We start from the raw sequence: 12,608 nt of genomic DNA, 5'->3' as shown, positions 1-12,608 counted from the left end.
GTATTACGAGACTATATATCGATGGATCTGTTTACGCTCATAACCCTGCTCATTGCTATATCGGCTCTGTTCGCTTACATCAATACCAGGTGGCTAAAGTTGCCCGACGCTATTGGCGTGATGGTGCTGTCGCTCTTGTTTTCGGTGGTGCTGATCGGGCTCAATGCAGTGCAACCTACCTGGCTGTCAACCGTTCGTCAGACGATGGCGCAGATCGACTTCGGACGGGTCCTGTTCGACATAATGCTCAGCTTTCTATTGTTCGCCGGAGCATTTCATACAGACGCTGATCAGCTGCGGCTGGAGCGCCGATCGGTTATGCTGTTTGCATTCGTGGGTGTATTGTTGAGCACGTTTCTGGTGGGCACCGGCCTGTATTATCTGGCGGGCTGGCTTGAGTTTAGTCTGTCCTATCCACTTTGCCTGTTGTTCGGGGCTCTCATCTCACCCACAGACCCTATTGCCGTGCTGGGTATTCTGGCAAAGTTCAAATTGCCCGAGAGCGTGAAGCTTAACATTGTGGGCGAGTCGCTTTTCAATGATGGGGTAGGAGTTGTGGTGTTCGCATCGATCTTTCGGATCGTTGTCAACGACGGTGCGGAGGTCAGTGCGGGGCCCATTGGTCTGCTGTTTCTGGAAGAAGCAGGTGGCGGCGTTCTGTTCGGGCTGGCCTTGGGTTACCTGCTGTTTCGGCTGTTGCGCTCCATCGATCATTATCAGACAGAGGTGATTATAACGGTGGCAGGTGTGATGGGGGGCTATCTGCTGGCGCAGAGGCTGCATGTATCGGGGCCCTTAGCCATGGTTGTTGCCGGTTTGTTTGTTGGGGGGCATGCCCGTTCTGGCGCGATGAGCCACCAGACAGAAGAATACGTAGACAAGTTCTGGGAACTCATCGACAGCATTCTGAACGCCGTGCTCTTCGTGCTGATTGGCCTGGAATTACTGATTATCGATATCCAGCGCAGTTATCTCCTGATCTGCCTCGTTGTGATCGGGCTGGTGCTACTGGCGCGGTTCATCTCTATCTGGCTACCATTCCGGGCCGCCCGTCGCTGGCTAGACCTCGACGACAAAGCGCCGGTTATGCTTACCTGGGGCGGTTTGCGGGGCGGGCTGTCAATTGCCATGGCGCTGTCTATTCCAAACGCCCTGCCCCATAAAGACCTGCTGGTTACCATTACGTATGCCGTTGTGCTGTTTTCAGTCATTGTACAGGGGCTTACCATGGAACGGCTAATCAGACGATTGTATCCGACAGGCTAGCCGTGAAATGGCTCAATTGGAAGGCCAGCAGCTTTCATTTTCGGGACAGTTTTCTTCTTTTCCAGTTGATAAATAGAACGAATCACAAACGACGTATGGAAACCCTGAATTTCAAGACAAACCTCACTTCCGGCAACGACATTGAAGCCGTTACACTGAACCTGAATGCCATTGAGCAGGTAGATGGGTGGAATGTGGATACAACCAGTCCAGACAACCTGCTGACGGTGCAAACAACCGATAATCGAATAGCCGATCTGGTGAAACAGGCAATAATGAAGGCAGGCTTTCAGGCCGACCTTATCGACAAACCGGTTTGACCGCCTCTGTTTTCCGGGCTTAGGCTCAAAATGTATAATCAGTTAGACCGGAGCGGGGTTCCTATATAACTAACCTATGAAACGTATGAAAACTATAAAGTCGCTATCCGCTATTCTCATCATAACAGTGGTTGTAAGCGCCTGTGCCCAAAAGATGAGCTTTATGCCCTCGACCATAGTGCCAGCTGCTACTGGCCAGGTTGAGGTAAAGAAAGACAGAAATTCGAACTATGGCATAACCATAAACGTGCTGAATCTGGCCAAACCGCAACGACTGAGCCCATCTAAGGAAACGTACGTTGTCTGGATGGAGACCGACCGCAAGGCGGCTCAAAAAGTAGGTCAGATCAACCCCGCGACCGGCCTGTTTTCGAAAGCCCTGAAGGGAAGTCTTAGTACTACATCGGTAACCGAACCAACCCGAATTTTTATTTCAGCCGAAGATAATATCGATGTGCAGTATCCTACCGGGCAGGTCGTATTAACTACGTCTGAACGGTAAAGCACCAACGCCACGTCTGATATCAGCGTAAATGCCGGGTCAAATCACCTATTGCGATTGGTCGATCAATAAACGAATCCGGATGAGTGTTCCCTGACCCGGAGCGGTTTCGATATCCATGCTTGCTTTGAGCAGATCACAAAACTTCTTGACAATGAACAGGCCAAGATTCTCACTGGGCCTCTCTGACAGCGTATCCGGAGCTTGCTGACTGGGGTAGGCGGTTGGGCCTTCAGACTGATGCGTACTGGTGAGTTGGGCCAATGGCCGTAGCTGGTTAGCCAGTAGGGCGGCGGGCCCACTCGTCAGGCCCGGCCCCGAATCCTGAACGCTCATGATCCATCGGGTATCATTCTCCTGGGCCCACGACACATAAATGGATCCGGACTTGGTATACTTCAAGGCGTTGAACAGTAAGTTCTGAAGAATGCGCAGGATTTTAAGTCGATCGCTTTTTATCACCAGGGAAGGGCCGTCTGCCCGTAGTTCCAGATTGTGTTTTTCCGCCACCGATTGGGCATTCAACACGGTATCACGCAGCAGCGTACTGACATCGAACTTTTGGGTATTCACCTGTTCATGATTGGCTTCGATACGCGCGAAATCGGTTAACTGAAACAGCATATCCCGAATAGACAGCAGGTTGCGATTCAGCATGTTAATCAGGTTAGCCTGCTCTTTTTTAGTGGTAGGGAACGTCAGCAGGTCAGTTACGCCCAGTAGAACGCCAAAATTTGACCGCAGATCGTGCGAAACCGTTTGCAGGTATTCACTTCGGTGTTCGATCAGTTGGTTGATGCTGTCGAGCGCACGTTGCAGATTGCCAACCTGCTCAGCTGCACTCGTCTGGCGTAGCTCATCGTAATACATGACACTACCTATATTTGTATCCCGGCTGATCTGATAGAGTTGCCCATACACCTCAGCAACAGCATCGGCCCCAAAATCGGGGTGAAGCTCAACGTAGACCTGAAATTCTTCGATAAGAACTTTATAAAGCAAGTCTAATTCAGTGAGCAACTCGTTGAGCAAATAGCCCCGCTGCCATCGGTGCAGCCCATGCAGACCTGCCTGTTCAACCGGGTCACTCTCTACTTTTTTGCGTTGAAGGCGTTGCGCCAGGATGTTTAGAAGAGCCGGCACCTGATCATAAAATTCCTCCCGTGAAAAGCTGGTTCGGGTGCTCAACGTCTGGTCGTCGCCGCATAAGGTCCGCCAGTGATTCAGGATCGATTCCCGACGAAGGTGTAAATGATCAACCAACTGGTCGATCTGATCCTGATAGTCCTTCTTCTTGGCAGCCATTACGTTATGTGGAATTGAGTAACATAGGTAATATAAGGGAAACCACCGACGTACCAGGCCAGGATAACATAATTATATATTTTATCTATGTAATAAGTATATAATTGGTGGTTGTTAAAGGGCCAAGGGTGTGGTCTGACCTGATTCCTCGTTTCTCCAGGTACGTTAAGGTAAGGTGGCACTGCTCGTGTTGGGCAGCAGGCAAAGGGCAGCCAATCAACGCGGATGCACTAGTAACACATTGCTCACGGGACGTTCGCCGGTATGGATCCACTGTTTACTGTCGGACGGATAGTTGACCACGCCATTATCGGGCTGGCCTGATAGCCAGAGCGTTGTTGACCCACCACCATCCAGGTTGATGGCATCGCGGCACCCAAGCCAGCGCAAAACCGTAGTTAATTCAGGGAGGCTGAAGCCCGCTGCGTTCTTGTGACGACCATCGGCCGTAATCAGCAGCACATGCCGATCATTGGTGAGGCAGAAGCAGGTACGTGGGTGGCGGTTATCATTGAACGCGTTGGGCTGTAGCGGCGCACGTTTGTTTCCTTTTAGCAAAAGCGGACCCGTCACCATCACGTTAGGCTCGGGGCGTTCGCTGGCCCAACGTGGGTTATCGGCGCCGCCAAAAACAATGGCTGCCTTTCCCCGTTTGGTCAGCACAATGGCCGCCTGCCGATGCTCTTCCAGTTTCTTGCCGGGTGTATACCGGGTGGTGTCAAGTACGTAGCCATCAATCTTGATGTGATCAACAGAGCCGCCTTTAAAGCTGAAAAATGTGCCATTGAGGGCTGCTGTAGCCTGTTTCTCCCGGCCAAGTCGGCTGGTTGTGCGTAGGCTGTCACCGGCTGAGCCGAACGCCAATCGCCATTTCCCGGGCCGCAGGCGAAGGATATTGATGTTCTGAGGAGAGCCAAACAGGGTATCCAGCCGCACGGATTGCCACTCAAGGCCACGCCGGAACTGAATTGCCGCAGGTCGATTGAGCAGTCGAAGTGAATCAGCAGACGTACCTGGTATCGTCTGGCAGGCCCCTGAAACAGTGAGTAAGCAGCATAGTGACAATGGCAAAAAGCGCATGGACCGGATCATGAATAAACAGTTCTGGTAAGATACACAACGGGCTAAAGCTACGGTTTATGACCAGAAGCCAGTGCCAACAGGAGCAAATCTTATTTTGGTACCAAACTACTGCCGACCAGCCAGACACTGCTTATGGCAACGTACCTGACTGCCCCGAAACCTATCCGGTCTGCAAAACCTTATAGGCATATGATGACCAACGCGCAAAAGATCAAAGCCAAAGCCCTGGAACTGGGGTTTGATTTTTGCGGAATTGCCAAAGCCGATTTTCTGGCCGATGAAGCCCCCCGCCTGGAAGCGTGGCTGACCCGGAACATGCACGGGCAAATGGGCTATATGGCCAACCACTTCGATAAACGCCTTGATCCGCGCCTGCTAGTCGACGACGCCAAATCGGTGGTGTCGGTTCTCCTGAATTATTACCCCGGCGATGACCCCGATAATCGCCTGCCCGAGGGAGCCGACGACTACAAGATCTCGAAATACGCCTATGGTACCGATTATCATTTCGTGCTGAAAGACAAACTGAAAGACCTGTTACACTTCATTCATGCTGAAATTGGTGAGGTAGGTGGGCGCGCCTTTGTTGATTCAGCGCCGGTGATGGATAAAGCCTGGGCGGCGAAGTCAGGGTTAGGCTGGGTGGGAAAGCACAGTAATCTGCTGAATCGGAAAATGGGCAGCTTCTTCTTCATCGGCGAGCTGATTCTCGATCTGGACCTCGACCCCGATGGCCCCACTACCGACCATTGCGGCACCTGCACCCGCTGCATCGACGCCTGCCCGACAGACGCCATCGTGGCGCCGTATGTAGTAGACGGTAGTCGTTGTATTTCCTATTTCACTATCGAACTGAAAGAGGCCATTCCGCAGGAAGTGAAAGGTAAATTCGAGAACTGGATATTCGGCTGCGATATCTGTCAGGATGTGTGCCCGTGGAACCGTTTTGCCAAACCACATCAGACACCCGCCTTTGCGTTATCTCCCGAATTGGCGGCTATGACCAAAACCGATTGGGAAGAAATCACCGAGGAGGTATTTCGTGAACTGGCAAAGCGATCACCAATGAAACGCACAAAGTGTGAAGGAATGGTTCGTAATGTCCGTTTCATAAACAAATAGCAGGTTACATTCACGTTAGTGTTATGTTTGAGCCGTGCTGGTGCTGAGTTTATAGCTTGTAGAATTCAGTTACACATTGGCTTTTCCGATATGACGCGCGATCGGGTGCGGACTGAACAACGATTGATTGATGCAGTCCATGAACTAGTTATTGAGGGCGGATTTGAGCAGGTTCGCATCAACCGGGTGTCGCAACGAGCCCGGGTTAATAAGATTTTGATATATCGCTATTTCGGTGGGCTCGATGGCCTGATCAATGCGTATTATCAGAAATACCAGCCAGTGGTTACTGCCCCACCGATTGATTTGGAAAAGCTGAGCGGAGCCACGCTCGACGAGTTTTTTCAGGCCTGTTCTAACTTCATTCTTGCTGAATTTCGGTTGCTGCGAACGAACCCCCAGGCGCAGGAATTTCTGCGTAATGATCTGATAAACAACCAGAATGGCGCGACTAACCTGGTGGCCTTTCAGAAAGAAGAACAGATTCGGGTCATGATTGAAAAACTGGGCGAACTCATCCAAAGCAAATACGGTCGGTCATTTGCCGCCATCATTATCAGCGGCATGACCATGCTAACGTTCATGGCACACGACAAACGAACCGTAATGGGGATCGACATGGGTACCGATGCCGGCTGGAACGAGATCGAAGCCGCTATTGAACGAATTTTTTACGGCGTTTCGCTCGCCACAAAAGAACGGCTGGGCCACGACGTACTGCCCGTAGTGACATTATCCGATAGTGAGCAGCCTGCTTAATGCATTACCTACCTGCCAGACCTCCTCGAATGTATTGTAGAGTGGAGTAGGGGCCAGCCTGATACAGTTGGGTTCGCGCCAGTCGCCAATAATTCCTTCTTCGGTCAGCTGCCCGAAAACAGTTTTCCCGTTGGCCGGAATCAGCAACGACAGCTGGCAACCTCGTTGAGCAGGGTCATCGGGCGTGATAACCTGTACCAGATCGCGCACCAGAAAATGCAGGTACGCCGTTAGCCGCTCGCTTTTCAGGCGTAGTGTCGGCATGCTGGCCTCGGCCGTGAGCTGAACGGCGGCCGTATGAACGGCCATGGCCAATACCGTTGGCGTACTGACCTGCCAGCCGTCGGCACCGGGCATTGCCACAAATCCTTTGGTCATCTCGAACCGTCGCGACTGATCATACCCCCACCAGCCCGCAAGCCTGGGTACGTTGGTGTCGGCATGGTGCTTTTCGTGCACAAACAGACCCGCAACCCCGCCTGGACCGGAATTAAGGTATTTGTAGGAACACCAGAACGCAAAATCAACGCCCCAGTCGTGGAGGTGAAGGGGTACGTTGCCTACGGCGTGAGCCAGATCGAATCCCACGGGTACGTTGTGCTGCTGTGCCAGACGGGCAACAGACGCCATATCAAAGGCTTGTCCGGTGTAGTAGTGAACGCCGCTCAGAAGCACCAGCGCCAGGTCATCGGCATGTTGCTCAATGGCCGCCAGTATGGTCGCCATTCGCCAGGTGTCTTCGCCTGCATGCGGAGTTACTTCAATCAATACCTTGGCCGGATCGAGACCTCTACTGCGAATGTGCGTCTCAAGCGCATACTGATCGGAGGGGAAATCACCGCTGATGGTCAAAATCCGGTTTCTGGTCGCCGTTGGCCGGTAGAACGACGTCAGCAACAAATGCATGTTTACCGTTAAATTGTTCATGGCGCATACCTCCGCTTCGGTAGCTCCCACAATATGGGCCAGGGCAGGCTTACTTCGCTCATGAATTGCCAGCCACGGTTCATTCTGCAGCGTAGTGTCCTGATCAAACCAGCCCTCAACGGCCAGGTGTTGCCAAACAGTTAGTTCACGGTCGAGCGCGGTGCGGGCGGCTTTAGGCTGAAGACCCAGTGAGTTACCACAGAAGTAGATGAGCGGCTGCCCGTTTCGCTGCGGAATGTGAAACTGATGGCGGTACTCGCGAAGCGGATCGACCTGATCGAGCTGGCGGGCAAAGTCGCGGTCATTGACGAAGTTCATACCGGAAAGTTAACGCAGAAATCAGGTCGATCTTTGTAATTTGGCCCATGAACATGCACGAACCTTATCCAGTGAATCAGTAAACCGGGCCATTCATACCAACCCGGTTGCCCGTTCATCATGATACGCAACGTACCTGTTTACAATCACCATACACGCTACCAGTTTCATTTTATCAACTTATGTACAAAGCTCTAGCGCTTCAGTTAACCTGTCAAACCGTAAATAATGCCACCACCCGCGACGAAGCCGAGGCGATCATGCTGGCCTCGATAAACCGGATCGACGCGCAAATAGAAGCGTCGATCACCGTGGCTGGTCGCGATACGCTGCTGGTTGTTGTTCCCGAATATTTTCTGACGGGCTACCCCATTGGCGAGAGCCTGGTAGAATGGCGCGACAAAGCAGCCCTGGAACTCGACGGACGCATTTATGAGGCGCTGGGGGCTATGGTTCAAAAACATAAGATTTATTTCTCAGGAAACGCCTACGAGCAGGATCCCTTCTTCCCTGATCTGTATTTCCAGACCAGCTTTATTCTTAACCCCAGCGGCGACGTTATTCTGCGCTATCGCCGGCTGAATTCAATATCGAGTCCAACGCCGCCCGACGTTTGGGCTTATTACTTAGAAGCATACGGCTACGATTCGATATTCCCCGTTGCCAAAACGAACATCGGTAACCTGGCATGCATCGCATCCGACGATATCCTGTTTCCGGAAGTGGCGCGTTGCCTGACCATGCGGGGGGCCGAGATTTTCCTGCATTCCACCTCCGAAATCGGCAGCCCACTGCTGACGCAGAAGAATGTGGGCAAAATGGCCCGGGCCATCGAGAACACGGGGTACGTTGTATCGGCCAACTCAGCAGGTTTGTCGGGGATTTCCGTACCCTTCGGGTCAACCGATGCGGGTTCAAGGGTGATTGATTACAAAGGGCTGGTTCTGGCAGAGGCAGGCTATGGTGAAAGTATGGTAGCCAACGCCGATATTGATCTGAGTGCCCTGCGCCAGTACCGGCAGCGTACGGGAGCAGCCAACCTGTTGTCGCGTCAACGCTTCGAAGTATATGCCGACAGCTACGCCCAGCATAACTATTACCCGCTCAATACGCTACTGGCCGAATCGCCCGACCGGGGTATTCTGGTCAAAAACCAGCAAGATGTCATTCGCCGGCTGTTCGACGCGAAATAACGGCAGTTTCGTCTGTCTGCCAGCCAAATGCGGATGACGTGAAGGTGGCTGGCAGCTAACAGAACATTGTTTGTATGCCAAAATTATTTCCATACCATCGGTTCCATAACTTTTTGCCGGAAGGCCTTCACAAGGAGTTGTATGACTACGTGATCGCGAACGAACTTAGGTTTGAGGTGTCGAAAGTCAACCATGGGAAAGAAGTAGACAAAAGTGCCAAACAGTCTACTTCACTTTTCAGCATGGGCAAGTTTGCCGATGTGTTCAAAGAGGCGCTAACAACCAACTAGGCGGCTATTTTCAAGGCGGCAGGCGTTGCTCCGTTTGCCGTGCGAAGGTACGAGTTAAACATCGCGGCATTCGGCGAGGGCGGTCATTTTAGAACACATATAGACATCAATGATAAGTCGATAGTCCAGAATATGCGCGTTGTAACGGCGGTCTACTACTTTTTCTCCGAACCCAAACAATTCGAAGGCGGTGAACTGATTATGTACCCGGCTGCTTTTCTTCCGGGCCTTGACGAGCCGGTTGCACTGAGTCCTGAAAACAATAGTTTGGTGGTTTTCTCATCAGTGGCACCCCATTCGGTTGCCCCAGTCAGAAGCAGCAACCTTGCGTTTAAAGATTATCGCTTTTCGGTAAACTGCTGGCTAATCAACTAGACTCACCGGTCGATTGCCACCGGGGGGGGGACTCTTCGCTACGCGATCTGGCTGGTAGCAGCATGTAGGGTCAGAACTAGCAGAGTGATGTCGATTTAAAGGGTTGATAATCAGTCTGTAGTGCGTTATTTCATCACCTCCAGCAACTCGGCGATCATCATGGCAGTGGCACCCCAGACACGGTGGCCTTCAATTTGGTAAAAAGGCGCATCAACCATCACGCCACGGACTTCAATCTGGCTGTCGCCAACAATGGTTTCGTCGAGCAGCGTAGCCAGATTAACTTCAATGACAGCATCTACTTCGCGTGGGTCGGGATAGAAATCGGGTCGGGAGTTGAGCATACCAACGATAGGCTGCACGTAGAAATTGCTGGGTGGAATGAAAAGCTCTGTCAACTGCCCCAACACCGTTACGTCCTGTACTTTAATGCCGATTTCTTCCTGCGCTTCCCGTAAGGCTGTCTGCGTCAGGTCGCGGTCGGTCCGTTCTTCGCGGCCACCCGGAAAGGCCATTTGACCGGCATGCACCCCGTCATACTGCGGGCGAAGAATGAGCGGTAAAAAAATCTGGCTCTGGTACGGATAGAAAAGAATAAGGACTGCGCTGCGCCGGGTACGTTCATTGGGCCTGATTCCCAGTTTAGTACGAGCCGACGATGCCATTTTTCGATGCGCAGCCTCGCCCGGTAAGGATTCGCTCAGACGCTGGCGCAGGTGTGTAGTAAGATCGGAAAACGGCTTGGCTACCATTTGTGGGAGTGGTGTGTCGCAGGGAGGGTGGGTGCTGGAAACTAACCCATACCAGCCCAAATTTAGGAAGAACTACTACACGCTAACGGTTGCTTTTCGTATTTCTGGTGAATAATGATCGCGAAGGGCAGGCAGGCTATGTCAGATTAACGTCAGAATTATCATTTGATGGGCGAATCATTCGATTTAATTTCGTTATTTTCATTAATTATTGAAAATACAAAACTAGCTATTACATTTGGATCATGGAATTCGCGGAGGCAAAGGATAGATTTATTCAAACGTGGGGGACCCTGGCAACGCAGTGGGGTATAAACCGTACGATGGCACAGATACATGCCCTGCTGATGATCTCGCCCGACTCGCTGGACACGGATACGATCATGGCAGAGTTGCAGATTTCGCGCGGGAATGCCAACATGAACATCCGTGACCTGATCGACTGGGGGCTGGTGTTCAAAAAGCTGAAGTCTGGCGAACGCAGAGAGTTTTTTTACGCTGAAAAAGACATCTGGAAGGTAGCCAGGCAGGTTGTGAAAGAACGCCGTCGTCGCGAAATAGCCCCGGTGCTGGCGGTACTCGATGAATTGACGTCAATCAATACTGATTCGCCGGAGGCCGCTGAGTTTACCAAAGTGATCAGCAACATCAGCCGGGTTGCCACCTTTGCCGACGCTACGGCTGGTGCGGCTTTGAAAGCGGAAGAAACCTGGTTGTTGACAAATTTTGTGAAATTATTCGCCCGGTGAGTCAGGCATAATACGTCTGTGCAGGCCACAATCAGGTGGCTTTTTTTAGAATTCTAAGTTTCAAATATTTCTGAAAATATAATTTCAAAATAAGCCATGTTATGAATAAGGTTCTGATTTATGACACTGATTGTCCGCTCTGCCGGGTTTACACAAAAGGATTGGTTGTTGCAGGAGCGCTCCCGCCTGAGGCTCGCCAGTCGAACGATTCGGCTACCGTTAGCCAGCTTATTGGTCAGCTAGACCCGGTTCGGAGCAAACATGAAATCCCGTTGCTCGATCTGGAAACGGGTGAAACGCAGTATGGCGTCGATGCCGTATTGACGTTATTAGGCACCGTATGGCCTCGCTTCAGCCAATTTGTTCGCCGAACGGTGCTGGTTGATGTGGCGCGAAAGCTGTACGCATTCATTTCATATAACCGCCGCATCATTGTGCCGGCAACAACCGAGCGCTGGCATATCATGGACCTCACGCCCGATTTCAGCGTGGCCTATCGGATCTCATTCCTGGTCTTGCTTTACGGCTCATTGCTGGTGAGCCACCTGTCAGTTATTGGGCACGTCAATCTGCTGGCATTGCTTGCACTGGTTGGCCAGACAGGATGGAGCGGTGCCTACATCGTTCGTCACTCGGCACAGACACGGCTAGCCAATAGCCTCGATTACGCCGGGCATTTGGGCATGAGCTTGCTGTTGGGGGGCATTTTTAAGGCAACCGGCGCGGCAATTGACGTACCTGCGCTGACAGTAATTGGTAATGCCGTAATGATCTGGCAGCACATTATCCGGCTGCGCGTCATGAAACTGCCCGATTACCTCAACCTGCCGTTCATCGCGTTTGTGCTGCTAAATCACTAATCCTACGTTGTCTTGGCATAAAAAGGTCACTGTTTGGCCTTGTCGTCTTTGCCCCAATAAACGTTGAAAGTACCGTTCTCGACCCTGATGTCGTCGGTCTTGTCGCCCTTTTTAGTGTTATCGTGATCGTGTGGGTCGCCTTTAACGAACATGCCACCGCCCGCTGCCGTAATCGCCTTGTCCTCCAGATTCTGCCTCAGGCCGAAGCCGGAAAGGGTTGCCATCACCCGCTTCTTATACGTTTGCCCTTTCAACGTACCTGAAAATGTACCCTCAATACTGGTGTCGGTCACCTTCGAAATTGTTACGGTGCCTTCGTACGATTCACCATCCTGAAAGGCGTGGCCCATGCCTTTCGTCTCTTCCGTATAGTCGAGCAGGGCATACACGGCACTGGCGTTCGGGTTGTTCTTATCAAACGTTTCTTTCACCGACTTATCATTCTCTGCCAGAATCCTGTAGGTGCCGGGTTTCAGTTCATTCAGATAGAAAAACCGGAGCCAGAGTTGTACATCAGGCTTTACGTTCATGCCGGCAATAGCCAGGTAACGCATCGATCCAGGCAACGGAAGTTTAAGCCGTTGACCATTCGCTTTGAATGGTTTACCGTTGATCGTAGCGGTGAACTGACTGGTTTGAGCAGCGGCAGTCCCGAATAGCAGGATGAAAAGGAGGGGATAAAGAGCGCGCATGGTGTTATACGTTGTTTTTGCGCAAACTATACCATGTTGATCCGTCGGTTTGCCAAGAACTGTGTGTTCGGTAACGGATTGAGGGATCGGTACGT

The 12,608-nt window shown here is 51.7% G+C and carries 15 protein-coding genes; 10 read left to right on the top strand and 5 right to left on the bottom strand.

Annotated elements, in window-relative coordinates; all coding sequences use genetic code 11:
• Positions 1–21 precede the first annotated feature (21 nt).
• The 3 genes from J2I46_RS20735 to J2I46_RS20725 all read left to right on the top strand — a co-directional run bounded on the left by J2I46_RS20735 (position 22) and on the right by J2I46_RS20725 (position 2,088).
• Positions 22–1,266, top strand: coding sequence for a cation:proton antiporter (locus J2I46_RS20735; RefSeq protein WP_207330962.1), 1,245 nt, complete (start codon positions 22–24; stop codon positions 1,264–1,266).
• A gap of 95 nt (positions 1,267–1,361) precedes the next feature.
• Positions 1,362–1,586 carry a copper chaperone gene (locus J2I46_RS20730; RefSeq protein WP_207330961.1) on the top strand — a complete coding sequence of 75 codons (225 nt, stop codon included), beginning with the start codon at positions 1,362–1,364 and terminating at the stop codon, positions 1,584–1,586.
• 85 nt (positions 1,587–1,671) lie between these two features.
• The gene (locus J2I46_RS20725; RefSeq protein WP_207330960.1) at positions 1,672–2,088 is read left to right on the top strand and encodes a hypothetical protein; all 417 of its coding nucleotides are present in this window, start codon (positions 1,672–1,674) and stop codon (positions 2,086–2,088) included.
• 48 nt (positions 2,089–2,136) lie between these two features.
• Here the strand turns inward: J2I46_RS20725 and J2I46_RS20720 are convergent, their stop codons facing one another.
• Positions 2,137–3,393: a sensor histidine kinase gene (locus tag J2I46_RS20720; RefSeq protein ID WP_207330959.1), complete on the bottom strand. Its 1,257-nt coding sequence runs from the start codon at positions 3,391–3,393 to the stop codon at positions 2,137–2,139.
• A 216-nt stretch (positions 3,394–3,609) separates the two neighbouring features.
• Positions 3,610–4,485: a phosphodiester glycosidase family protein gene (locus tag J2I46_RS20715; protein ID WP_207330958.1), complete on the bottom strand. Its 876-nt coding sequence runs from the start codon at positions 4,483–4,485 to the stop codon at positions 3,610–3,612.
• A gap of 180 nt (positions 4,486–4,665) precedes the next feature.
• Here J2I46_RS20715 and queG point away from each other — a divergent pair, with 180 nt between their 5' ends.
• Positions 4,666–5,598 carry a tRNA epoxyqueuosine(34) reductase QueG gene (queG, locus tag J2I46_RS20710; RefSeq protein ID WP_207331021.1) on the top strand — a complete coding sequence of 311 codons (933 nt, stop codon included), beginning with the start codon at positions 4,666–4,668 and terminating at the stop codon, positions 5,596–5,598.
• 90 nt (positions 5,599–5,688) lie between these two features.
• Complete coding sequence (locus tag J2I46_RS20705) at positions 5,689–6,357, top strand: TetR/AcrR family transcriptional regulator (RefSeq protein ID WP_207330957.1); 669 nt, start codon at positions 5,689–5,691, stop codon at positions 6,355–6,357.
• Here the strand turns inward: J2I46_RS20705 and kynU are convergent.
• The gene (gene kynU, locus J2I46_RS20700; RefSeq protein ID WP_207330956.1) at positions 6,331–7,602 is read right to left on the bottom strand and encodes a kynureninase; all 1,272 of its coding nucleotides are present in this window, start codon (positions 7,600–7,602) and stop codon (positions 6,331–6,333) included. The genes J2I46_RS20705 and kynU overlap by 27 nt on opposite strands.
• Before the next feature lie 182 nt (positions 7,603–7,784).
• On the opposite strand from kynU, the gene J2I46_RS20695 reads away from it, so the two are divergent.
• From J2I46_RS20695 to J2I46_RS33525, 3 genes are all read left to right on the top strand, one after another.
• The gene (locus J2I46_RS20695) at positions 7,785–8,795 is read left to right on the top strand and encodes a nitrilase-related carbon-nitrogen hydrolase (RefSeq protein WP_207330955.1); all 1,011 of its coding nucleotides are present in this window, start codon (positions 7,785–7,787) and stop codon (positions 8,793–8,795) included.
• Between the two features lie 74 nt (positions 8,796–8,869).
• On the top strand, positions 8,870–9,085 hold the full coding sequence (locus J2I46_RS20690) for a hypothetical protein (protein ID WP_207330954.1): 216 nt from the start codon (positions 8,870–8,872) through the stop codon (positions 9,083–9,085).
• A gap of 39 nt (positions 9,086–9,124) precedes the next feature.
• Entirely contained in the window at positions 9,125–9,460 is a 336-nt protein-coding gene (locus tag J2I46_RS33525; protein ID WP_207330953.1) for a 2OG-Fe(II) oxygenase, read from the top strand.
• A gap of 125 nt (positions 9,461–9,585) precedes the next feature.
• Here J2I46_RS33525 and J2I46_RS20680 read toward each other — a convergent pair whose 3' ends face one another.
• Positions 9,586–10,212, bottom strand: a complete 627-nt coding sequence (locus J2I46_RS20680) for an NUDIX hydrolase (RefSeq protein ID WP_207330952.1) — start codon at positions 10,210–10,212, stop codon at positions 9,586–9,588.
• Between the two features lie 323 nt (positions 10,213–10,535).
• Here J2I46_RS20680 and J2I46_RS20675 point away from each other — a divergent pair, with 323 nt between their 5' ends.
• Both J2I46_RS20675 and J2I46_RS20670 read left to right on the top strand, forming a co-directional pair.
• Positions 10,536–10,961: a GbsR/MarR family transcriptional regulator gene (locus tag J2I46_RS20675; protein WP_310589057.1), complete on the top strand. Its 426-nt coding sequence runs from the start codon at positions 10,536–10,538 to the stop codon at positions 10,959–10,961.
• A gap of 101 nt (positions 10,962–11,062) precedes the next feature.
• The gene (locus J2I46_RS20670) at positions 11,063–11,821 is read left to right on the top strand and encodes a hypothetical protein (protein WP_207330950.1); all 759 of its coding nucleotides are present in this window, start codon (positions 11,063–11,065) and stop codon (positions 11,819–11,821) included.
• A gap of 26 nt (positions 11,822–11,847) precedes the next feature.
• On the opposite strand, the gene J2I46_RS20665 is transcribed toward J2I46_RS20670, so the two are convergent.
• Positions 11,848–12,513, bottom strand: a complete 666-nt coding sequence (locus J2I46_RS20665) for a hypothetical protein (RefSeq protein WP_207330949.1) — start codon at positions 12,511–12,513, stop codon at positions 11,848–11,850.
• Between the last annotated feature and the right edge of the window lie 95 nt (positions 12,514–12,608).

This window comes from Fibrella forsythiae (assembly GCF_017353175.1).
GTDB lineage: Bacteria > Bacteroidota > Bacteroidia > Cytophagales > Spirosomataceae > Fibrella > Fibrella forsythiae.
Note: the sequence above shows the minus strand (reverse complement) of the source record. Positions and strands in the feature narration are given on the sequence as shown.

Bases quoted from the DNA above. Each gene is read 5' to 3' on its own strand.
- J2I46_RS20675 (WP_310589057.1), top strand. From the start codon at position 10,536: ATGGCACAGATACATGCCCTGCTGATGATCTCGCCCGACTCGCTGGAC.
- J2I46_RS20665 (WP_207330949.1), bottom strand. From the start codon at position 12,513: ATGCGCGCTCTTTATCCCCTCCTTTTCATCCTGCTATTCGGGACTGCC.
- J2I46_RS20670 (WP_207330950.1), top strand. From the start codon at position 11,063: ATGAATAAGGTTCTGATTTATGACACTGATTGTCCGCTCTGCCGGGTT.
- J2I46_RS20680 (WP_207330952.1), bottom strand. From the start codon at position 10,212: ATGGTAGCCAAGCCGTTTTCCGATCTTACTACACACCTGCGCCAGCGT.
- J2I46_RS20730 (WP_207330961.1), top strand. From the start codon at position 1,362: ATGGAAACCCTGAATTTCAAGACAAACCTCACTTCCGGCAACGACATT.
- J2I46_RS20725 (WP_207330960.1), top strand. From the start codon at position 1,672: ATGAAAACTATAAAGTCGCTATCCGCTATTCTCATCATAACAGTGGTT.
- J2I46_RS20705 (WP_207330957.1), top strand. From the start codon at position 5,689: ATGACGCGCGATCGGGTGCGGACTGAACAACGATTGATTGATGCAGTC.
- J2I46_RS20720 (WP_207330959.1), bottom strand. From the start codon at position 3,393: ATGGCTGCCAAGAAGAAGGACTATCAGGATCAGATCGACCAGTTGGTT.
- J2I46_RS20695 (WP_207330955.1), top strand. From the start codon at position 7,785: ATGTACAAAGCTCTAGCGCTTCAGTTAACCTGTCAAACCGTAAATAAT.
- queG (WP_207331021.1), top strand. From the start codon at position 4,666: ATGATGACCAACGCGCAAAAGATCAAAGCCAAAGCCCTGGAACTGGGG.
- J2I46_RS20690 (WP_207330954.1), top strand. From the start codon at position 8,870: ATGCCAAAATTATTTCCATACCATCGGTTCCATAACTTTTTGCCGGAA.
- J2I46_RS20715 (WP_207330958.1), bottom strand. From the start codon at position 4,485: ATGATCCGGTCCATGCGCTTTTTGCCATTGTCACTATGCTGCTTACTC.
- J2I46_RS20735 (WP_207330962.1), top strand. From the start codon at position 22: ATGGATCTGTTTACGCTCATAACCCTGCTCATTGCTATATCGGCTCTG.
- kynU (WP_207330956.1), bottom strand. From the start codon at position 7,602: ATGAACTTCGTCAATGACCGCGACTTTGCCCGCCAGCTCGATCAGGTC.